We start from the raw sequence: 22,071 nt of genomic DNA on the forward strand, positions 1-22,071 counted from the left end.
AAAATGCTTTATTTAAAACTCTTACCCATTATCTTTTTCCCGGTTTTATTCTGGATAATTCCCCATCCTGAAAGCGTTGCGGCACCGACGTGGCATATGGTCGGTATCTACCTGGCGATGCTGTGCGGCCTGGTGCTGCGCCCCTTTACCGACGCCGTGATTATGCTGATTATTCTGGGATTCGCCGCGCTGGTGCTGGACCCTGCGCCGCTGTTCGCCGGCTTCGGCAGCCCGATGGTCTGGTTTATCATCAGCGCCTTTATTATCTGCAAGGCGTTCGTCATCACCGGACTGGGTAAGCGCATCGCCTATCTCCTGTTAAAACGCTACGGCAAAAATACCCTGACGCTCGGCTATCTGATGATGGTCACCGACACCGTGCTGGCCCCCGCCACCGGCTCGAATATGTCCCGCTCCGGCGGCATCACCTACCCTATTTTCCGCAATATCGCCGAGGCGCTTGGCTCAAAGCCCGAAGAGGGCAGCCGCAAAATCGGCGCTTACCTGACCATCCTGATGTACGTGGTTTCGATGGGCACCTCCAGCCTGTTTATGACCGGGATGGCGACCAACTCCATCACCGTCTCGCTGGCTAACGAGATCATGAAGGTCAATCTCGAATGGATGACCTGGTTTACAGCGGCCGTGCTGCCGGCGGGGCTGGTCCTGCTGCTGGCACCGTGGATCCTCTATAAAATTTATGCCCCGGAGCTGAAGACCATCAGCAACGTCAACGACATCGCCGAAAAAGGGCTGCAGGAGCTGGGTCCGGTTAAGCGCGAAGAGAAGCTGCTGATCGTCTTCTTTATTCTCGGCGTGCTGGGCTGGATGACCGGCTCCCTGACCGGGATCGCCTTTATTCCGGTCGGCCTTGCTTTCCTCGCCTGCCTGCTGCTGTTCCGCGTGCTGAGCTGGAACGACGTGGTCAGCGAAAAGGCGGCCTGGCAGACCTTTGTCTGGTACGGGGCCTTTTACGGCTGCGCCATCGCGCTGTCGAAGGGCGGGTTTTATGTCTACCTCGTGGAGGTGATTAAGAACTATCTCGACCTGTCGCACCTTAGTGAAATCAGCGCCATCGGCGTGCTGGTGTTTATCAGCCTCGCGGTGCGCTACTTCTTCGTCTCCAACAGCGCCTTCGTGGTGTCGTTCTATCCGGTGCTGTTCACCCTGGGGATGACCACCCAGGCGCATCCGATGTATATCGCCCTGTCGCTGGCCTTCTCCGCAGGCTACGGCGCGCTGCTGACCCACTACGGCAACGGCGCGGGCGTGTTCACCTTCTCCAGCGGCTATGTGCCGCAAAAAACCTTCTGGCTGCTGGGCACCGTGATGGTGCTGATTAACGTGCTGGTTTACTTCCTGATTGGCATTCCTTACTGGAAGCTGATCGGCATTTAAGGAGTTAACGATGAAACTGGATATTCTGATTAAAAACGGCCTCGTCGCCGACACCGACGGCAACGACTACGTCAACCGCAGTATCGGCGTCGTCGGGAACCGGATCGTGGATCTGAGCGACGCCGACGCCTCGCAGGCGGAAACCGTTATTGACGCCGCGGGCTGCATCGTTCTGCCGGGGCTTATCGACTTTCACGCCCACGTGTTTCACGGCGGCACGGCGATTAGCGTCAATCCTGACGTGGTGGGCCTGCCCAACGGGGTGACCGGCTTTGTGGACGCGGGCAGCAGCGGCTGGGTGAACTATCCGCTGTTTCGCCAGGCGGTGGTCGCCTCCTCGACGGTGAGAATGAAAAGCTACCTCAACGTGGTCAACGTGGGGCTTGCCACGCTGGGCGGCGGGCCAACGGGCTATCTGGAAAATACCAATCCCGCCAACTATAACGTTGAGCAGATCGCCCGCACGCTGCGTGAAAACGCCGACAATATTCTGGGGCTGAAGCTGCGCTACAGCCAGGATATCGCGAAAGGAAAACAGTACGCCAGCGACCCCTTCCAGGCGACGGTGGCGCTGGCACGCCAGCTTAACACCTCACTCTGCGTCCACGTGACCGACGCGCTGCAGCCCGCGGACGAGCTGATCCACCATTTCGCCGCCGACGACGTCTGGGCCCACTGCTTCCACGGAACGGGACACGCGATCCTCAACCCGCAGGGCGAAGTGTTTGCCGCCGTGAAGGCGGCGCAGGCCAGAGGGGTGATTTTTGACTGCTCGAACGGCGTGGCGCATTTTGACTTCCACATCGCCAGCAGGGCGCTGGAACAGGGATTCTACCCGGACATCATCAGCACCGATCTTACCCGGCGCAACAGCCTGCGTACCGATAAGGTCTACAGCCTGCTGCACGTCATGTCGAAATACCTGAATATGGGCATGTCGTTTTTTGACGTGCTGCGCGCGGTGACCACCACCCCGGCACGGCTGATGAAAATGGCCGGGCAAATCGGCACCCTCGCGCCGGGTGCCTTTGCCGATATCGCCATCGTCAAGATGCGCAAAGAGCGTATCGTCTTTGAAGATACCCGCGGCGTGAAGATCGAAGGCGATCGCTACCTTGATAACTGCGCCACGCTGTGCAACGGGGAAATTGTTTATCGCCGTCTGCGCTTTTAATTTCGCACTCCGCGCCTCGGGCGGCTAACGCCTGAGGCGCTTCCCTTGCGCTGTGTATACCCTAAATAATGCGAGTTGCAGGACAAAACGCAGCGCGTTTTGAATAGCCCCCAGGCTGGCCCCGAAGGGCTGAGGTCCCTGGGCCGAATAAAGCCAACGCACATGCAACCTGAAGTATGACGGGCATAAAACGCTTGGCGTTTCCCCCTGCGGCTCACATTATTGTGGGCATCATCAATCGCTAAAGTAAAAGTCACGAGCCTGGCATGAAGAGTAATGAAATCGTCATTTTTTCCGTATCCCGGACAATAACCCAGCGCATCGCCAATGTCTTAATCGAAAGGCAGCTGGAGATCCCGGTCTATGAATTTCATTATTCTGAGGTGCTGGATAAAGCCAGCGAAATGATTACCAGCGGCAGCAAAATTATTATTAGCCGGGGCGGCACCGCGGCGCTATTACGCAGCAACCTGACCATTCCGGTGATTGAGATCGCCCACGACTTCCACGGCGTTTACCGCATTCTGCAGGAGGCGAAAAACCGATCGCAAAAAATTGCCGCCGTCGGCTTTCCGTCGTTTTGCAACGCCCTGCGCCACTATCAGAATATGACCAATGAAGATTTTAAAATCTGCCAGGTCTATAACCATTATGATATTGAAAGCGTCGTAAAAAGCCTTTCGGAAAGCCATTATCAGCTGGTGATCGGCGGCCTGACGGTGGCCGAAATGGCGAAAAAGTACCGGCTCAACGCGGTGATGGGCGATACCGATACCATTTCCATTGAGCAGGCCATTAACGAAGCCTTCAGCCTGCTGAAATATATCAACCAGCAGCACACCAGGGCGACCATAAGCCACGCGGCGCTGAACCAGGCCCGGGAGGGCATCATGTGCGTCGATCATCTCGGCCAGGTGCTTACCATTAACGCTGCCGGCAGCCGCCTGTTCCAGTGCCACGTCGGCGATAAAATCGTTACAAAAGAGGCGTTCAGAGAGATCTATGCCAGCATTATTAATGAGCAGGATCTGCAGGCGCAGCCTGTGGAAATTAACGGTAGCCTTATTTATATCTCGGTGAAAAATTTCACCCATCGCCAGGCCTGCTGGTCGATCGTCACCGGCGTCGCGCAGGATAGCGCGCTGTGGCAGTCCGTCGGAAATAAAAAGGGCCGGCTGCGCGGCTTTACCACCCGCTACACCTTTGCCGATATCATCGGCCGGTCTGAGGCAATATCGGCGACTATCGCCAGGGCCAGGCTGTACGCCGGGAACGCGCTGCCGGTGACTATTCTCGGCGAGACGGGAACCGGTAAAGAGCTGTTCGCCCAGAGCATTCATCATCACGGCGACCGCAGCCAGCGGCCGTTTATCGCCATTAACTGCGCGGCAATTCCGGAAAACATACTGGAGAGCGAGCTGTTCGGCTACGCCGACGGGGCGTTCACCGGCGCGCGCAAGGGGGGAAAGCCGGGCGTCTTTGAGATGGCGATGGGCGGCAGCGTTTTTATTGATGAGATCAGCGAAGCGCCGCTGTCGGTACAAATTAAGCTGCTGCGCGTGCTCCAGGAGCAGCAGTTCACCCGGCTCGGCGGCGACGCGCTGCTTACCGCCGACTTTCGGCTGATTACCGCCAGCAATAAAGATCTCAGCGCGCTGGTGAAAAGCGGCGCTTTTCGTCAGGATCTTTACTACCGCATCAACGTGCTGGAGCTGAAGCTTCCGGCGCTGCGCGAACGGGCGGCGGATATTCCGCTGATTGTTCAGCACCTGCTGTCCCGGCAGGGCAAAACGCTGGTTTTTGTCCCCGACGCGCTGGAGGCGCTCTCCCGCCACGCCTGGCCCGGCAACGTCCGCGAGCTGCAGGCCGTCGTCTGGCGGCTGGCGGCGCTGCTGGAGGCCGGCATGGTCGATAAAGCGCTGCTTCAGCAAATTGCCGGCATTGCCTCCGTATCCGAAGAGGGCGCGCCGCCAGCCGCCGACGCCAATATTTCTTCAGACGAAACGATGCTGTTGAAAAAACAGGAGAAACGGCTGATCGCTCAGGTACTCGACAAAACCCATGGCGACCGGACGAAAGCCTCAATAATGCTGGGGATCAGCCCCACCACCCTCTGGCGCAAGCTTAAGGAGCACCGCATCAGCGGTTGAGCGCCGCGCGATCCGCACACATTACGCATTCCTGTCGCGGCCCCCCCCGGCACGCCGCACAGCCTGACGGACATCAACGGCAGGCGGATGTACATCTGCGAATATGACGCCTTCGGCCGGGTGAGTGACGAAGGGATTTTAAGCGATTATGATACGGGCAAGGCACTGCTGACGTTCCGCAGCCCGCTGCGTTTTCAGGGACAGGACGAGGAGTGGGGTTCTTTTACAATCTGAACCGGTACAACCAGCCGGAGCTGGGGCGATATATTACGCCGGATCCGATAGGGCTAAATGGCGGCCTGAATCTCTACGCTTATGCGCCGAATCCGTTAAGTTGGATCGATCAGCTTGGATTAACGAAGAAGTGTATGGGCGTGAGTGAATCTGAACATCATGTTCCTGCGGTCCGTAAATCTAAAGGACGTTCGTTTGAAGTTTTCCGATCCCATAAAATTCGGCCAACGTTATTCCCTATAGGAAAAAATCCAGAGCATGATCGCTGGCGATTACATGATGCGGAACGAGATGTGATAGGTCCAAGAAAAGATGATTTACCTGGTTCGTATAAAATGCTATTTAATGCTTACAGAAAAGCGTATTCGAAATTAGGTGACATCAGAGTGATGTTAACTCTCCAAATGGAAATCATACGCCAGGCACTAATGCGACACCTTCCAAAACTGTTGATTTAATATATATTTTGCTTAAAGAACAAGAGTTAACGTGATGATTAATCATAAGTTAATTGAAATTGATAACTATTTATCCACCCCGTCATTTTTTGATTTTCTTAAATCATTAAATGTCGATAGTACATTAGATTCAAGAGATGAACCGGAGTTTGATGATCGCTGGATGAGTGAGTTTAATTCATTAAACAAAGAAATTATTCAGGATGATGATATTGAGTTTATTGATTCGTTGAGGGAAAAGGCATTTAAATACTCATTCAGGATAATTAATAATTCTGAAATATCTTCGCGTATATCTGATGATATTGAAATAATATCCAAAAGTTTTGTTCTAGGAAAGGAAAACTCTTGGTCTATCAACCATTTATGGTCATCATATAAAAAAGGAGAATTTCCTGAATAATTAATTAGACAAAGCCGGGAAAAAAATTAAATCTTCCCGGCTTTTTTATTATTTAACTTTCGTTCAGCACCTTAAACACCCCGTCCCGTGATCTCATCCCTGAAAACAGTACCAGTCTAAACTGAAATATCCGGTCTTTCTTTCACCTCACAGAGAGGCGCATTGCCATGAAAAAGAGCCGTTATACCGAAAAACAGATTGCATTTGCACTGAAACAGGCCGAAACCGGCACGCTCTGGTTGTATAACAAAGGCGGCGATAGCCCCCTGGCCAGGCGGAGCGGCAGGAGGGCGGCTACCGGCTGAACGAATTTGTTTCCCCGCTTATTTACTCTCCGCCAGATCCTGCGCGCAGGCCCAGGCGCTCGACCAGGCCCACTGGAAATTATAGCCGCCCAGCCAGCCGGTGACGTCCATCACCTCGCCGATAAAATAGAGGCCCGGCACCCGACGCGCCTCCATGGTGCGTGAAGAAAGCTCGTCGGTATCCACGCCGCCGAGCGTCACCTCCGCGGTGCGGTAGCCCTCGGTGCCGTTAGGCTGTACCCGCCATTCGGTCAGCGTCGCCACCAGCGCCTGCTGCTCGCGCGGGTTCAGCTGCTTCAGCGAAACGTCAGGGATCTGCCCGAGCTGCTGCAGGCGCTCCACCAGCCGCTTCGGCAGCTGCATCGCCAGAGTATTCTTCAGGCTCTGGTTCGGGTGAGCGCCGCGCTGCTCATTAAGGAAGGCGGCCAGATCGCTGTCCGGCAGCAGGTTAATGCTGACGAACTCACCGGGCTGCCAGTAGCTGGAGATCTGCAGCACCGCCGGGCCGGACAGCCCGCGGTGGGTAAAGAGCAGGTTTTCGCGAAAGCGGGTGCCGTCGGCGGCGGTGATAACCGCCGGTACGGAGACCCCTGCCAGCGCCTGCAGCGCCTCCAGCAGCGGCTTATGCAGAGTAAAAGGCACCAGCCCAGCGCGGGTGGGCAGCACCTTCAGGCCAAACTGTTCGGCGATTTTATAACCGAACGGCGAAGCGCCCAGGCCGGGCATCGAGAGGCCGCCGGAGGCGATAACCAGCTTTTTCGCACCAACGCTCGCGCCGTTCAGCGCCAGCGCAAAGCCGTCGTCGTCGCGCCCTACGCTCAGCACCTCGCTGCGCAGACGCATCGTCACGCCGCCCTTTTCGCACTCGGCCACCAGCATATCGACAATCTGCTGGGCGGAGTCATCACAAAACAGCTGGCCAAGCGTCTTTTCATGCCAGGCGATGCCGTACCGATCCACCAGGCCGATAAAATCCCACTGGCCGTAGCGCGCCAGCGCCGATTTACAAAAATGCGGGTTCCGGCTCAGATAGGCGGCGGGATCGATATAAAGGTTGGTAAAGTTACAGCGCCCCCCGCCGGACATGAGGATTTTACGCCCCGGCTTTTTACCGTTATCGATAAGCAGCACCCGGCAGCCCGCCTGCCCGGCCTGCGCGGCGCAGAACATGCCCGCTGCTCCGGCACCGATAATAACGACATCAAACCTTTCCACGTTGCGATCCTCAGTTAAAAGCGGGCGGGAATTGTAAAGTTTCCTTAGTGGTCGCACCAGTGGCAAAAGGGTCAGGAATAACTATTTTGCTGAATTATATAAGATAATTCTTTAGTCGCCGTGAGCGAAGCGCGAGATAAATCAAAAAAAGTCTATATTTCACTTTGCCCGCGCCGCGAAAGTCACTGATAATGCGCCGCGTTCATGTCCTCAAAATGGCGTAACGTCCTATGCTACATTTGTTTGCTGGCCTGGATCTGCATACCGGGCTTTTATTATTGCTTGCTCTGGCTTTTGTGCTGCTTTATGAAGCGATTAACGGCTTTCATGATACAGCTAACGCGGTGGCGACCGTAATTTATACCCGCGCGATGCGTTCGCAGCTTGCGGTGGTTATGGCCGCGCTGTTCAACTTCTTCGGCGTACTGCTGGGTGGCCTCAGCGTGGCCTATGCTATCGTGCATATGCTGCCGACCGATCTGCTGCTCAACATGAGCTCCGCCCACGGCCTGGCGATGGTTTTCTCCATGCTGCTGGCGGCTATCATCTGGAACCTTGGCACCTGGTACTTCGGCCTGCCGGCCTCCAGCTCCCACACCCTGATTGGCGCGATTATCGGCATCGGTTTAACCAATGCGATGATGTCCGGCACCTCGGTGGTGGATGCGCTGAATATCCCGAAAGTAATCAATATCTTCGGCTCCCTGATTGTCTCCCCGATCGTTGGCCTGGTCTTCGCAGGCGGCCTGATCTTCCTGCTGCGCCGCTACTGGAGCGGCACCAGGAAGCGCGCCCGCATTCACCTGACGCCGGCCGAGCGTGAAAAGAAAGACGGCAAGAAAAAACCGCCGTTCTGGACCCGTATCGCGCTGATCCTCTCCGCCATCGGCGTGGCGTTCTCTCACGGGGCCAACGACGGCCAGAAAGGCATCGGCCTGGTTATGCTGGTGCTGATCGGCGTCGCGCCCGCAGGCTTCGTGGTCAATATGAACGCTTCCGGCTACGAAATCACCCGCACCCGCGACGCCGTCAACAACGTCAGCCTCTATTTCCAGCAGCATCCCGAACTGCTCAAAAAGGTTACCGGCACGGAGCAGCTAATCCCCTCTACTGAACCGGGCGTAGCGGAGCAAACGGAGTTCCACTGCCATCCGGCGAATACCCTGCACGCGCTGAACCGCGCGAAAGGGATGCTGGACAACAGCCTGGAGAGCTACGACAGGCTGAGCGTCGGGCAGCGCGGCCAGCTGCGCCGCATTATGCTGTGCATCTCCGATACCACCGATAAGGTGGTGAAGCTGCCCGGCGTAAGCGCTGACGATCGACGTCTGCTGAAGAACCTGAAAACCGATATGCTGAGCACCATCGAGTACGCGCCGGTGTGGATCATTATGGCGGTAGCGCTGGCGCTGGGGATCGGCACCATGATCGGCTGGCGTCGCGTGGCGACCACCATCGGCGAAAAGATCGGTAAAAAGGGCATGACCTACGCCCAGGGGATGTCGGCACAGATGACCGCGGCGGTCTCCATCGGCCTTGCCAGCTATACCGGGATGCCGGTATCCACCACCCACGTGCTCTCCTCCTCGGTGGCGGGAACGATGGTGGTTGACGGCAGTGGCCTGCAGCGCAAGACGGTCACCAGCATTCTGATGGCCTGGGTGTTCACCCTGCCCGCGGCGATTATTCTGTCAGGCGCGCTGTACTGGCTCTCCCTGCAGATCATCTAAGCGGGTCACGACGCAGTATGCGGGCGGGTCAGGAAACTGGCCCGCTTTTTTATTAGGCTGTAGCCCTCTAAGGGACACGGCCTATTGCCAGACGATCAGGGCCAGCAGGCTGATCGCCACCAGCCCGCACAGGGCGCTGGTCAGGATAAACTGGCGGCGCACCCGTTCGCAGCGGCGGATAAACTCTTCATCATGATGATCGAGGTAGCGCCGGGCGTAGATGTACCGCACCAGCCGCACCTGCTTATTGGGCTGACCGTGGGCGGTGAAAAAGCCCCCGCCGTCCACATACTGATAGAGCAAGGGATCGCACCCGCGAAGTACCACCAACAGCGCGCGCAGCGATGAGAAATAGCGCACCATATTAACAATGCAAACCACACACAAAGCCCAGAACAATGCGACGGTGCTTATCATACAACCTCCCGGCGATTCGCTCACGGAGATGCGCTCCGGGACGATCGCTCTGCGATATCCTGCCAGACAGTTCAGCGTAAAATCAGGAACCGAGCCGCTCGCGTGGGTGCGCTGCATCCGGGCGGCTCCCTAAATAGTGTAGGAGATGAGTTAATTTTTTTTCCAGAAGGTTAACCGCTATCAAAGTAATAATCTGGAAATTTTATTTAACTGGCGAATAAGCAAGGTGAATTGACGGATTATTCAGCCGGCTATAATGTAAGGATATTCTTAATTTGCAACGTACGGGCCTGCCTCGCGCCGGTGATTCACGGGACGCGAGGGCGATGCGGCGGCATAGAACATGCCCGTGGCTCATCGGTCATCGACAGCTTATGGAAGGAGTACCACTATGGCTTACAAACACATACTTATCGCGGTTGATCTCTCACCGGAAAGCAAAGTTCTGGTTGAAAAAGCAGTCTCCATGGCGCGTCCCTATAATGCGAAGATCTCGCTGATTCACGTTGACGTTAATTACTCCGATCTGTACACCGGCCTGATCGACGTAAACCTGGGCGATATGCAGAAGCGTATCTCTGAAGAGACCCACCACGCGCTGACCGAGCTGTCCAGCAACGCGGGCTATCCGATCACCGAAACCCTGAGCGGCAGCGGCGATCTGGGCCAGGTGCTGGTTGACGCCATTAAGAAATATGACATGGATCTGGTGGTCTGCGGCCACCATCAGGACTTCTGGAGCAAGCTGATGTCCTCCGCGCGCCAGCTGATCAACACCGTTCACGTCGATATGCTGATCGTGCCGCTGCGCGACGACGAAGAGGAGTAACCGGCCCCGACGGGCAAACGGGCGAAGGGGGAAGCCTTTTGCCCCCTTTTGCTTTCTCTCTATCCGTCACCTTACTCTCGCGCCCGCTGCCGCGGGCGTCAGATTGCTGACAAAGAGGGAAAAAACGTGGTTTTTCCCTCTTTGTGGTTAGCAGCCGAAAATCAATGGATTGATTTTCCTTGTTTATTTTTGTGGTGATTATGGCCGAACGAGTTCGGTCTGGGGTTTGTCATCAGTCTCGGGCCCGCTGCCGCGGGTGTTTTTATACCCGCCGTCCGTTCGGAGTGCGGTGAATAACGATGCCGGAATGAGGCATCCGACCCCGGGCGACGCGAAATTACCCCGCCAAAGCGCGCGGTGCTATTCCGGCGTTCCGGCGTAAATATCGAAGCGGTGCCCTTTGGTCACCACCGCGTTGGCGGTGGCCTCCCCCGCCAGCGGCGGCGCGTAGTCCGGGCGCTTAACCACCACCCGCTTCGTCGCCAGCCGTCGCGCCGGAGCCAGCAGCCCGTCGGCGTCTGTATCCGGACCCACCAGCGCCTGAAATACCCGCATCTCTTTTTTCACCAGCGCGCTTTTCTGCCGGTGCGGAAACATCGGATCGAGATAGACCACCTGCGGACGCGGCGTGATATCGCCGAGCGCCGTCAGGCTGGAGGCGTGAATAAGCTGCAGCCGCTCCCGCAGCCACGGGCCGATCTCCGGGTCGGCGTAGCCGCGCGCCAGGCCGTCGTCAAGCAGCGCCGCCACCGCCGGGTTGCGCTCCAGCATCCGCACCCGGCAGCCGACGCAGGCCAGCACAAAGGCGTCGCGCCCCAGCCCCGCCGTGGCGTCCACCACCTCCGGCAGATAGTCGCCCTTTACGCCCACCGCTTTCACCACCGCCTCGCCGCGGCCGCCGCCGAACTTTCGCCGGTGGGCCATCGCCCCGCCGGCAAAATCGACGAAGATACCGCCGAGCTTCGGCTCGTCACGCTTGCGCAGCTCCAGGTGCCGGGCGGTCAGCGCCAGCGCCAGCGGGCTGTCCTCATCATGCTCCAGCCCCCAGCGGGCGGCAAAAGCGGATAAGGCACCGTCTCCGGCACCCTTTTCATCCACTAAGCAGATTTTCACTGACGCTGGATTCCGTAGTGGTCCAGCATGGCGTCCAGCTGCGGCTCCCGGCCGCGGAAGCGCTTGAACAGCGCCATCGGCTCCTCGGAGCCGCCGCGGGTCAGAACGTTGTCAAGGAACGACCGTCCGGTTTCGCGGTTGAAAATCCCCTCCTCCTCAAAGCGGGAGAAGGCGTCCGCCGCCAGCACGTCGGCCCACAGGTAGCTGTAGTAGCCCGCCGCGTAGCCGCCGGCGAAAATATGGCTGAAGGCATGCGGGAAGCGGCCCCAGGTCGGCCCCGGCACCACGGCGACCTGCTTTTTAATCTCCGCCAGGGTCTCCAGGATCTTCGCCCCCTGCTGCGGGTCGAAATCGGCGTGCAGTCGGAAGTCAAACAGGCCAAACTCCAGCTGACGCAGGATAAACAGCGCCGCCTGATAGTTCTTCGCCGCCAGCATCTTATCCAGCAGCGCTTTCGGCAGCGGCTCGCCGGTCTCAAAATGGCCGGAGATAAAAGCCAGCGCCTCCGGCTCCCAGCACCAGTTCTCCATAAACTGGCTCGGCAGCTCCACCGCGTCCCACGGCACCCCGTTGATGCCGGAGACGCCCGCCGTTTCAATGCGGGTCAGCATATGGTGCAGGCCGTGCCCGAACTCGTGAAACAGGGTGATCACCTCGTCATGGGTGAACAGCGCCGGCTTGCCGTTAACCGGACGGTTAAAGTTGCAGGTCAGGTAAGCCACCGGCTTTTGCAGCGTGCCGTCGGCTTTGCGCATCTGGCCGACGCAGTCGTCCATCCAGGCTCCGCCGCGTTTGTTCTCGCGCGCGTAGAGATCGAGATAGAAGCTGCCGCGCAGCTCGCCGCTTTCGTCGTACAGCTCGAAGAAGCGCACGTCCGGATGCCAGACGTCAACGTCGTGACGCTCTTTGGCGGTGATGCCGTAAATGCGCTTCACCACCTCAAACAGGCCGTTAACCGCCCGGTTTTCCGGAAAGAACGGGCGCAGCTGCTCGTCGTTGATGCTGTAGAGATGCTGCTTCTGCTTTTCGCTGTAGTACGGGATATCCCACGGCTGCAGCTCCTCGACGCCAAACTCCGCTTTCGCAAAGGCGCGCAGTTGGGCCAGCTCCTTCTCGCCCTGCGGGCGGGCGCGCTGCGCCAGATCGGTTAAGAAGACCAGCACCTGCTGCGGGGTTTCCGCCATTTTAGTGGCCAGCGACTTATCGGCGTAGCTGTCAAAGCCCAGCAGTTGCGCCAGCTCGTGGCGCAGGGCGAGGATTTCGGCCATGATCGGGCCGTTGTCCCACCGTCCCGCGTTCGGCCCCTGGTCGGAGGCGCGGGTCACGTAGGCGCGGTACATCTCTTCGCGCAGCCCCTGGTTGTCGCACCAGGTCATCACCGGCAGATAGCTCGGCATATCCAGCGTCAGCAGCCAGCCCTGCTGCTCTTTGGCCTCCGCCTGGGCTTTGGCCGCCGCCAGGGCGCTTTCCGGCATTCCCGCCAGCTCGCTTTCGTCGGTAATCAGTTTCGTCCAGCCCATCGTGGCATCGAGGACGTTGTTGCTGTACTGGTTGCCCAGCTCGGACAGGCGGGCGGCGATCTCGCCATAGCGCTGCTGCTTCTCTTTCGGCAGGCCGATGCCGGAAAGCTCGAAATCGCGCAGGGCGTTATCCACCGCTTTTTTCTGGGCGATATTCAGCGCGGCGTAGCGATCGCCGTCGCGCAGATCGCGCCAGGCCCGGTACAGTCCTTCATGCTGGCCGACCCAGGTGCTGTATTCGGACAGCAGCGGCAGCGTCTGCTCATAGGCTTCGCGCAGCTCCGGGCTGTTTTTAACCGCGTTCAGATGGCTGACCGGCGAAAAGAGGCGTCCCAGCGCATCGTCCGCCTCCGCCAGCGGCTGGCAGAGGTTTTCCCAGCTGTAGGGTGCTCCCTGCGCCACCACGCGCTCAACGCATTCCCGGCAGTCGTTCAGCGCTTTCGTCACCGCCGGAACCACATGCTCTGGCCGTATTGCGGAAAACGGCGGAAGCTCAAAGGGAGTCAGTAAGGGATTGGTCATAAGCGCTGTCCTTTTAGGAAGAGGGTGAATGAAGCGCGCGTCCGGCGCTGTGCAATATCGTTCCAGAATGGGGGTAAGTGTAGTGGATTTCAATCCCGGCCGGTTTGCGCGCCCCGGCGCTGCGCTATTCAGGGCGGGGCGGGCGCGGCAAACGCGCATTCCGCCGTAATCTACGGTAAACTGCGGCCACCCTCTTTTCTACTCCGGATATCATTTCTCCATGCTCAGTTATCGCCACAGCTTTCACGCGGGCAACCATGCCGACGTCCTTAAACACACCGTTCAGAGCCTGATCATCGAGTCGCTCAAAGAAAAAGAGAAACCCTTTCTCTATCTGGACACCCACGCGGGCGCGGGCCGCTATCAGCTGAGCAGCGAACACGCCGAACGCACCGGCGAATATCTGGAAGGCATCGCGCGGATCTGGCAGCAGGACGACCTGCCCGTCGAACTGGAGCCTTATATCGGCGTGGTTCAACACTTTAACCGCAGCGGCCAGCTGCGCTACTATCCCGGCTCTCCGCTCATCGCCCGTCAGCTGCTGCGCGAGCAGGACAGCATCCAGCTCACCGAGCTGCACCCCAGCGACTATCCGCTGCTGCGGGCCGAGTTTCAGAAGGACAGCCGCGCCCGCGTGGAACGAGCCGACGGCTACCGGCAGCTGAAGGCCAGGCTGCCGCCGGTCTCCCGCCGCGGCCTGGTGCTGATCGATCCGCCTTACGAACTCAAAACTGACTATCAGGCGGTGGTCGCCGGCATCAGCGAAGGCTATAAGCGCTTCGCCACCGGCACCTACGCCCTGTGGTATCCGGTGGTACTGCGCCAACAGATTAAGCGCATGGTGCACGATCTGGAGGCCACCGGCATCCGCAAGATCCTGCAGATTGAGCTGGCGGTCCTGCCGGACAGCGATCGCCGGGGCATGACCGCTTCCGGCATGATAGTGATTAATCCGCCGTGGAAGCTGGAACAACAGATGAACAACGTTCTGCCGTGGCTGCACGGCAAGCTGGTTCCGGCGGGCACCGGCCATACCCTGGTAAACTGGATCGTGCCGGAATAATTGCAGCTATCGACGGAACCTTTTAGGCTGACGCCCCGACCGCGCGTAGCATCGACGCTGCTGCAGAAAGCCGCCGGGGGTCGGAATAACCGCCCGGGATGCGAAGCCCGGTCCGGGGACTCAGCCCGTATACAGAGACACCATAGCGCCATCAGCAACGAAGGATAAAACGCATGAGCAAACATTATGACTACGTCGCCATCGGCGGCGGCAGCGGCGGTATCGCCTCCATTAACCGTGCCGCGATGTACGGCCAGAAATGTGCGCTGATTGAGGCCAAAGAGCTGGGCGGCACCTGCGTGAACGTCGGCTGCGTGCCGAAGAAGGTGATGTGGCACGCCGCGCAGATCCGCGAGGCAATCCAGCTGTACGGGCCGGACTACGGCTTCGACACCACCATCAACCAGTTCAGCTGGCCGACCCTGATCGCCAGCCGTACCGCCTATATCGACCGTATCCATACCTCCTACGACAACGTGCTGGGTAAAAATAATGTCGACGTAATCAGAGGCTTCGCCCGCTTTATCGATGCGAAAACCCTCGAAGTGAACGGCGAAACCCTTACCGCCGACCACATTCTTATCGCCACCGGCGGTCGGCCGAGCCATCCGGCGATTCCGGGCGCTGAGTACGGTATCGACTCCGACGGCTTCTTTGCCCTGCCCGCGCTGCCGGAGCGGGTGGCGGTGGTGGGCGCGGGCTATATCGCCGTTGAGCTGGCGGGCGTGATTAACGGCTTGGGCGCGCAGACGCACCTGTTCGTGCGCAAGCACGCGCCGCTGCGCAGCTTTGATCCGATGATTACCGAAACCCTGGTTGAGGTGATGAACGCCGAAGGTCCGTCCCTGCATACCCAGGCTATTCCGCAGGCGGTGGTTAAAAACGCCGACGGCAGCCTGACCCTTGAGCTGCAGGACGGACGTCGCGAAACGGTGGACTGCCTGATTTGGGCTATCGGCCGCGAGCCGGCAACCGACGGGTTAAATCTGCAGGCCGCCGGGGTGAAGACCAATGAAAAAGGCTACATCGTCGTTGATAAATACCAGAACACCAGCGTGGAAGGGATTTATGCGGTGGGCGATAACACCGGCGCGCCAGAGCTGACCCCGGTCGCGGTTGCCGCGGGCCGCCGCCTCTCGGAGCGCCTGTTCAATAACAGGCCGGACGAGCATCTGGACTACAGCAACGTGCCGACCGTGGTCTTCAGCCACCCGCCTGTCGGCACCGTCGGCCTGACCGAACCCCAGGCGCGCGAGCAGTACGGCGAGGACCAGGTTAAGGTCTATAAATCATCATTTACCGCCATGTACACGGCGGTCACTTCTCACCGCCAGCCGTGCCGCATGAAGCTGGTCTGCGTCGGGCCGGAGGAGAAGATCGTCGGCATCCACGGCATCGGCTTCGGTATGGATGAGATGCTGCAGGGCTTTGCGGTCGCGCTGAAGATGGGAGCCACCAAGAAGGACTTCGACAACACCGTGGCGATCCACCCGACGGCGGCCGAAGAGTTTGTCACCATGCGCTAGGCCGCAGGCTCCCGGCGCGCAGGCGGGTGGCTGATGTCGCCGGTATCGCGCTTTGCGCGCCGGACGGCCGCCGCCTGGTCGCGTGGTTTCCAACCCGCTACGGCAGCAGAGCGCCGCCGCAGCGGGTTGGCGGCAATCACCAGACAGCCGAACTATACTTCAGGCTGCGCAGAGCTTCGGCGGTGCCAACGCTGGCGTTCGGGGTGAAGGGCAGCTCCAGCTGGAGCGTTGCACAATAGCCGTAAAAGGGCGTCAGAAGTCATCGTTAATAAACAGGGCTTCTGCTCATTTCATCATCACTCTTTTTATAATAATCAAATAATTACCCGATAACTGGCTATGGATAAGCGGCGCGTGCCGGGCAATGGTTGCGCTTATTCATAACGTGTTGCAATCGAATTATCCGAAAACAGGTGCGCTTCGGTTCCGCGAAGCGTTAATAAATCGACAAGATAATCAGTAAGATAGATTTTCCACTTCTGAGAAGCCTGGGGAAAAATGTGATCTACCGCACACTTTGTGCGCCAGGCAGCGAAGCGAATGTCTACGCTTAATAGACAGCCGGGCAACACCCGTATCGTTTACGACGCAATCCGGAGGTTCTTCTCACTATGCTCAACCAGAAACGACAACCGATCCCGCCGGAAGAATTGACGATCGACGTCGATCTGAACTATGAAACGGATCCGTGCGAGTTAAAGCTGGATGAAATGCTCGAGGCAGAGCCGGAGCCGGAGATGATCGAGGGGCTGCCCGCCTCCGACGCCCTTACCCCGGCCGACCGCTATCTCGAGCTGTTCGAGCACGTTCAGACGGCGAGAATTTTCGCCGACAGCAAAACCTTTCCCGACTGTGCGCCGAAGATGGACCCGATCGATATCCTGATCCGCTACCGGAAGGTAAGACGCCACCGGGATTTTGATCTGCGGCAGTTCGTCGAAAACCACTTCTGGATGCCGGAAGTCAACGCCAGTGAGTATGTCTCCAACCCGCAGAATTCGCTGAAGGAGCACATCGACCAGCTCTGGCCGGTGCTGACCCGCGAGCCGCAGGATCATATTCCGTGGTCCTCCCTGCTGGCGCTGCCGCAGTCGTACATTGTGCCGGGGGGCCGGTTTAGCGAAACCTACTACTGGGACTCCTACTTCACCATGCTGGGCCTGGCGGAGAGCGGCCGTGGCGATCTGCTTAAGTGCATGGCGGACAACTTCGCCTGGATGATTGAAAACTACGGCCACATTCCCAACGGCAACCGCACCTACTACCTGAGCCGCTCCCAGCCGCCAGTGTTTGCGCTGATGGTGGAGCTGTTTGAAGAGGACGGGGTACGCGGGGCGCGACGCTACCTTGACCATCTGAAGATGGAGTACGCCTTCTGGATGGACGGCGCGGAGTCGCTGGTGCTTAACCAGGCCTACCGCCACGCGGTGAGGATGCCGGACGGCTCGCTGCTCAACCGCTACTGGGATGACCGCGACACCCCCCGCGATGAATCGTGGCTGGAGGATGTGGAAACGGCCAGACATTCGGGCCGCCCGGCGGGCGAGGTCTATCGCGATCTGCGCGCCGGAGCCGCCTCCGGCTGGGACTACTCCTCCCGCTGGCTGCGCGACGCCGGGCGGCTGGCCAGCATCCGCACCACCCAGTTTATTCCGGTCGATCTCAACGCCTTCCTGTTTAAGCTGGAAAGCGCGATCGCCAATATTTCGGCGCTGAAGGGCGAACGTGATACCGAAGCGCTGTTTCGCCAGAAGGCCGATGCGCGCCGCAACGCCGTGAACCGCTACCTGTGGGATGAGGAGAGCGGCTGCTACCGCGACTACGACTGGCGACGCGAACAGCCGGCGCTCTTTTCCGCCGCCGCTATCGTACCGCTGTACGTCGGCATGGCGTCGCCTGAGCAGGCCGATCGTCTGGGCGATGCGGTACGCAAACGCCTGCTCACCCCCGGCGGAATCATGGCGACAGAATATGAGACCGGCGAACAGTGGGATAAGCCCAACGGCTGGGCACCGCTACAGTGGATGGCCATCCAGGGCTTCAAAATGTACGGTGATGACGCGCTCGGCGATGAAATCGCCCACAGCTGGCTGCAGACGGTGAATCAGTTTTATCAGCAGCACCACAAGCTGATAGAAAAATACCATATCGCCGGCGGCACTCCGCGCGAAGGCGGCGGCGGGGAGTATCCCCTGCAGGACGGCTTTGGCTGGAGCAACGGCGTGATCCGTCGTCTGATTAGCCTGTACGGAGAGCCTTAGCCGCGTTGCCCAAAGCGGGCAGCCCGGCCTGTTGATATTCGGCCCAGGCCGGTGGACGGCCAGGAAAGGTGCAGTATACCGGCCGAAGGTTCAGCGCTGCTCGTTAAGCATCATGGCCGCCTGGGTGCGGTTTTTCACATCCAGCCGTCGGTAAAGCGATTCCAGATGCGCTTTTACCGTCCCGGCGCTGATATTAAGCGCCCGGCCAATCTCTTTATTTGTCTCTCCCGCCGCCAGCATGGTCAGGATCTCACGCTGACGCGCGCTCAACGACTGAATATCGCGGGATTCCGACCCCGGCGCGCTTAGCCAGTCGCCGGGTAAAAACTGCATACCCATCGCCACAGTATTCAGCGCCAGGGCAAAGGTCTCCGGACCGCTGTCGCGCGGCACCACCGCCAGGACGTTATAATGGCGAGCCTCCTGCAGCCACTTCTTGCTGCAGTCCGTAGCGGTAATTAATACCTTTACCTCAGCAAACTGCTGCTGCTTTTTTTTTAACAGCCAGCGGCAAAAGTCGCCGTCGAGATCGCCATCCAGCATAAGCAGCGCATCCGGAATTTGTTCCAGCCTTTGCCAGAGTTCATCTGCCTGACCGACACTCTGAATACTTATACCTGGAATCCGCTGCTGGAGGCTGACTTTCATTCCATGAATAAATATTGACTGCCTGTCAAACATTACAATCCGCATTACTTTCTCTCCACCTTAATAGGGTAAGTGATTGAAGTAGTGGAAGGGTATTACCCAGGGAGTAAAATAAGAATTTGCCATGTGGCCAGGGCCATTTTACAGATAGTGACGGCAGAGAGAAGCACAAAGCGCACAATATAGACAAGCCGCAGAAAGTACAGGATAATTAGTTTAAAATAACGACAAAAACGCGGCGTATGTTATATTTTACAGCTGTCGCTTTAGTAAATATTATTTTTTAACTTACCGTTTTTCTTGCAGAAATGGAATTTTTAGGCGCATTTAATTTGTTACAGAATTAAATATAGCACGTTGCGTTCAAGCGTTGCCCTTTTTTTGCCCGCGACCACAAAGCCTGTGCCCGGCACGCCGATCCGGCGGCGGCGGATAAAAGAGCTATTCCATCAGGTTATTTTCCGGCCATTTTAAATCGGGTTCTTGCCGTCCGTAACGGCTCCGAAGGGGCGGCATAGCGAAAATTCTCATCTCCTGCTCCTACGCTCCGCCAGCTATCCCCGCGGGTTATTTCTAAATAACGGTTCGCAAACCGTCTTTATACTCCCCCTCGCCCGACCCGATTATATTGCTCTGCTGGCGTATTTTTCGCCGGTTAGCCTCGCCCATGCGGTACGTTTATTATTCTATTGCCGTGCAACAGCACATCAGGCCAGTCTCAGGGAGAGGTCAGCCCTACATCTTTATCTAAAGAATAGCGGACATACCGGCCTGGTTTGCCGCTTTTTCGCTGAACCGGACCCCTTATGCGCAGGGCTGAGGCCCGTAATTGCCGCTTTCAGAATCTCTGGCATTGAGAAGTAGCTTATTAGATGTTAAAAAATTACTAAACATTTACCCTTTGGCATCACTGTATCACTCATAACAACAATAGGCTGTCGGGATGGATAAAATTCACGCAATGCAGCTTTTTGTCCGCGTGGCCGAGCTGGAAAGCTTTACGCGGGCGGCGAACGTTCTTGGCCTGCCTAAAGGCAGCGTTTCGCGCCAGGTTCAGCTGCTGGAAAATCATCTCGGTATCCGCCTGCTGGAGCGCACCACCCGCCGGGTGCGGCTGACCCATGACGGCATGATCTACTATGAACGCGCCAGAGATCTGCTGAGCAATCTGAACGAGCTGGACGGGCTGTTTCAGCACGACCCGGCCAGCATCAGCGGCAGGCTGCGGATCGATATGCCGGTGGGTGTAGCGAAGTATCTGGTTTTACCCAGGCTCCCCACCTTTTTACAGCAGTACCCCGGCGTCGAACTGGAGCTGAGCAGCAGCGATCGTCAGGTGGACCCGCTGCGCGAAGGCTATGACTGCGTGGTGCGCATTGGCACGCCGACGGACACCGGGCTGATAGCGCGTCCGCTGGGCACGCTGACGGTCATTAACTGCGCCAGCCCCGGCTATCTGGCGCGCTTTGGTCACCCAAAGACGCCTGACGATCTCGCCTCCCATGCGGTGGTGCACTATTCGCTTCATCCGGGTGCCCGGCCGCCCGGCTTTGCCGTTGCCGATACCGACGGCGTCCGCTGGGTTAAAACCGGCGGTATGCTGACGGTGAATAATAGCGAAACCTGGCGAGCGGCCTGCCTGGCGGGGCTGGGCATTATTCAGACGCCGCGGGCGCTGGTACGCGAAGCGCTGCGCGACGGGCGGCTTATTGAAATTCTCCCCGGCGACCGGGCCGCGCCGGTGCTGCTCTCCCTGCTCTGGCCCCATCGCCGCAGCCTCTCCCGCCGCGTCAATCTGTTTATGGAGTGGCTGACCGGGGTGATAAAGCGCGATATCGCTTAGCCCCGGACGCGCCCGTTCAGGTAGCGGGCACCGCCAGGCTATACTGTCCTGAGTGTTAACTCAACAAGGAATACCGATAGGATGACCGAGGAAAACGACGTAAAACGCCCTGTCCAGGATCTGGCGCTGGAGCCCGTGATCCGGGTTGAAACCCGGCAGCCTGCCGGGGCAAAAACGGAGACCGACCCGGAGGCCAGCCCGGCGCTAAAGCGCGTCGCCACCACGATAGAGAGGATCCAGCAACAGCCGATGGTCGCGCACCTGCTCCGCGCCACCGAGCGCTTTAACGATCGGCTGGGGAATCAGTTCGGTGCCGCTATCACCTACTTCTCGTTTCTGTCGATGATCCCGATCCTGATGGTCTCGTTTGCCGCCGCCGGCTTTGTGCTGGCGTCGCACCCGACGCTGCTGCAGGATATCTTTGGCAAAATTTTACAGAACGTCAGCGATCCGACGCTGGCCGGAACGCTGAAAAACACCATCAATACCGCCGTTCAGCAGCGCACCACCGTCGGCCTGGTCGGTCTGGCGGTGGCGCTCTACTCCGGTATCAACTGGATGGGCAACCTGCGCGAGGCGATCCGCGCCCAGTCGCGCGACGTGTGGGAGCGCACCCCGCAGGACCAGGAGAAAATCTGGATCAAATATCTGCGCGATTTTATCTCGCTGATTGGCCTGCTGGTGGCGCTGATCGTCACGCTGTCGATCACCTCCGTGGCCGGTTCGGCCCAGCAGATGATTATTTCGGCGCTCTATCTGGACAACATCGAGTGGCTGAAGCCGGCCTGGCGGCTGATTGGGCTGGCAATTTCCATCTTCGCCAACTATCTGCTGTTCTTCTGGATTTTCTGGCGGCTGCCGCGCCACCGGCCGCGCCGGCGGGCGCTGATCCGCGGCACCTTTATTGCCGCCATCGGCTTTGAGGTCATTAAGATCGTCATGACCTGGACCCTGCCGTCGCTGATGACCTCGCCCTCGGGCGCGGCCTTTGGCTCAGTGCTCGGCCTGATGGCGTTCTTCTATTTCTTCGCCCGCCTGACCCTGTTCTGCGCGGCGTGGATCGCCACCGCCGAATATAAAGACGACCCGCAGATGCCGGGTAAAACCCACCGCTAGCGCGCCGCGCTTTGCACCGACCCGCCGGCTGGCCCGGCGGCGTAAGACTCCGGCAAACCGATAACGCCCCGAAGCTATCAGACGGTAGCGCCTCCCCGCGGGTGAGCGTCACGGCCAGAGGCGCGTATTCGCTATTGCGCCACGAC

The 22,071-nt window shown here is 58.5% G+C and carries 19 protein-coding genes; 14 read left to right on the forward strand and 5 right to left on the reverse strand.

Annotation, left to right across the window (positions count from 1 at the left end; translation table 11 throughout):
- The first annotated feature begins 3 nt into the window (after positions 1–3).
- The 6 genes from GJV78_RS04010 to GJV78_RS04030 all read left to right on the forward strand — a co-directional run bounded on the left by GJV78_RS04010 (position 4) and on the right by GJV78_RS04030 (position 5,817).
- Positions 4–1,398 carry a DASS family sodium-coupled anion symporter gene (locus GJV78_RS04010; protein ID WP_155107122.1) on the forward strand — a complete coding sequence of 465 codons (1,395 nt, stop codon included), beginning with the start codon at positions 4–6 and terminating at the stop codon, positions 1,396–1,398.
- Positions 1,399–1,408: 10 nt separating this feature from the next.
- A complete protein-coding gene (locus GJV78_RS04015) occupies positions 1,409–2,572 on the forward strand; it encodes a metallo-dependent hydrolase (RefSeq protein WP_155107123.1) in 1,164 nt (387 codons plus the stop codon).
- 266 nt (positions 2,573–2,838) lie between these two features.
- The gene (locus GJV78_RS04020; RefSeq protein ID WP_155107124.1) at positions 2,839–4,722 is read left to right on the forward strand and encodes a sigma 54-interacting transcriptional regulator; all 1,884 of its coding nucleotides are present in this window, start codon (positions 2,839–2,841) and stop codon (positions 4,720–4,722) included.
- A gap of 87 nt (positions 4,723–4,809) precedes the next feature.
- On the forward strand, positions 4,810–4,956 hold the full coding sequence (locus GJV78_RS23460; RefSeq protein ID WP_230979061.1) for a hypothetical protein: 147 nt from the start codon (positions 4,810–4,812) through the stop codon (positions 4,954–4,956).
- Positions 4,935–5,414 (forward strand): RHS repeat-associated core domain-containing protein, encoded by a 480-nt coding sequence (locus GJV78_RS04025; protein WP_330998780.1) that lies wholly within the window; start codon positions 4,935–4,937, stop codon positions 5,412–5,414. Before GJV78_RS23460 ends, GJV78_RS04025 begins: the two co-directional genes overlap by 22 nt.
- A gap of 34 nt (positions 5,415–5,448) precedes the next feature.
- Entirely contained in the window at positions 5,449–5,817 is a 369-nt protein-coding gene (locus GJV78_RS04030) for a hypothetical protein (protein ID WP_155107266.1), read from the forward strand.
- 323 nt (positions 5,818–6,140) lie between these two features.
- Here GJV78_RS04030 and GJV78_RS04040 read toward each other — a convergent pair whose 3' ends face one another.
- On the reverse strand, positions 6,141–7,337 hold the full coding sequence (locus tag GJV78_RS04040) for a BaiN/RdsA family NAD(P)/FAD-dependent oxidoreductase (RefSeq protein ID WP_167519365.1): 1,197 nt from the start codon (positions 7,335–7,337) through the stop codon (positions 6,141–6,143).
- 230 nt (positions 7,338–7,567) lie between these two features.
- Between GJV78_RS04040 and pitA the strand changes: the two genes are divergently transcribed.
- Positions 7,568–9,067, forward strand: a complete 1,500-nt coding sequence (pitA, locus tag GJV78_RS04045) for an inorganic phosphate transporter PitA (RefSeq protein WP_155107126.1) — start codon at positions 7,568–7,570, stop codon at positions 9,065–9,067.
- Positions 9,068–9,148: 81 nt separating this feature from the next.
- On the opposite strand, the gene uspB is transcribed toward pitA, so the two are convergent.
- Positions 9,149–9,484 carry a universal stress protein UspB gene (gene uspB, locus GJV78_RS04050; RefSeq protein WP_155107268.1) on the reverse strand — a complete coding sequence of 112 codons (336 nt, stop codon included), beginning with the start codon at positions 9,482–9,484 and terminating at the stop codon, positions 9,149–9,151.
- 391 nt (positions 9,485–9,875) lie between these two features.
- Between uspB and uspA the strand changes: the two genes are divergently transcribed.
- Positions 9,876–10,313, forward strand: coding sequence for a universal stress protein UspA (gene uspA / locus GJV78_RS04055; RefSeq protein WP_155107127.1), 438 nt, complete (start codon positions 9,876–9,878; stop codon positions 10,311–10,313).
- 360 nt (positions 10,314–10,673) lie between these two features.
- On the opposite strand, the gene rsmJ is transcribed toward uspA, so the two are convergent.
- Both rsmJ and prlC read right to left on the reverse strand, forming a co-directional pair.
- Positions 10,674–11,426, reverse strand: coding sequence for a 16S rRNA (guanine(1516)-N(2))-methyltransferase RsmJ (rsmJ, locus tag GJV78_RS04060; RefSeq protein WP_167519366.1), 753 nt, complete (start codon positions 11,424–11,426; stop codon positions 10,674–10,676).
- The gene (gene prlC / locus GJV78_RS04065) at positions 11,423–13,468 is read right to left on the reverse strand and encodes an oligopeptidase A (RefSeq protein ID WP_155107128.1); all 2,046 of its coding nucleotides are present in this window, start codon (positions 13,466–13,468) and stop codon (positions 11,423–11,425) included. Before prlC ends, rsmJ begins: the two co-directional genes overlap by 4 nt.
- 220 nt (positions 13,469–13,688) lie before the next feature.
- On the opposite strand from prlC, the gene GJV78_RS04070 reads away from it, so the two are divergent.
- The 4 genes from GJV78_RS04070 to GJV78_RS04085 all read left to right on the forward strand — a co-directional run bounded on the left by GJV78_RS04070 (position 13,689) and on the right by GJV78_RS04085 (position 18,318).
- Positions 13,689–14,531, forward strand: a complete 843-nt coding sequence (locus GJV78_RS04070) for a 23S rRNA (adenine(2030)-N(6))-methyltransferase RlmJ (RefSeq protein ID WP_155107129.1) — start codon at positions 13,689–13,691, stop codon at positions 14,529–14,531.
- Positions 14,532–14,704: 173 nt separating this feature from the next.
- Positions 14,705–16,057: a glutathione-disulfide reductase gene (gorA, locus tag GJV78_RS04075; protein ID WP_155107130.1), complete on the forward strand. Its 1,353-nt coding sequence runs from the start codon at positions 14,705–14,707 to the stop codon at positions 16,055–16,057.
- 26 nt (positions 16,058–16,083) lie between these two features.
- On the forward strand, positions 16,084–16,296 hold the full coding sequence (locus tag GJV78_RS04080; protein ID WP_155107131.1) for a hypothetical protein: 213 nt from the start codon (positions 16,084–16,086) through the stop codon (positions 16,294–16,296).
- Positions 16,297–16,668: 372 nt separating this feature from the next.
- A complete protein-coding gene (locus GJV78_RS04085; RefSeq protein WP_155107132.1) occupies positions 16,669–18,318 on the forward strand; it encodes an alpha,alpha-trehalase in 1,650 nt (549 codons plus the stop codon).
- A 90-nt stretch (positions 18,319–18,408) separates the two neighbouring features.
- Here GJV78_RS04085 and GJV78_RS04090 read toward each other — a convergent pair whose 3' ends face one another.
- Positions 18,409–19,011 carry a response regulator transcription factor gene (locus GJV78_RS04090; protein ID WP_155107133.1) on the reverse strand — a complete coding sequence of 201 codons (603 nt, stop codon included), beginning with the start codon at positions 19,009–19,011 and terminating at the stop codon, positions 18,409–18,411.
- Between the two features lie 898 nt (positions 19,012–19,909).
- Here GJV78_RS04090 and GJV78_RS04095 point away from each other — a divergent pair.
- On the forward strand, positions 19,910–20,809 hold the full coding sequence (locus GJV78_RS04095; protein ID WP_155107134.1) for a LysR family transcriptional regulator: 900 nt from the start codon (positions 19,910–19,912) through the stop codon (positions 20,807–20,809).
- Between the two features lie 81 nt (positions 20,810–20,890).
- Positions 20,891–21,925, forward strand: a complete 1,035-nt coding sequence (gene yhjD, locus GJV78_RS04100; protein WP_155107135.1) for an inner membrane protein YhjD — start codon at positions 20,891–20,893, stop codon at positions 21,923–21,925.
- The last annotated feature ends 146 nt before the right edge of the window (positions 21,926–22,071 follow it).

The sequence above is a fragment of the Intestinirhabdus alba genome (genome assembly GCF_009711095.1).
Lineage (GTDB): Bacteria > Pseudomonadota > Gammaproteobacteria > Enterobacterales > Enterobacteriaceae > Intestinirhabdus > Intestinirhabdus alba.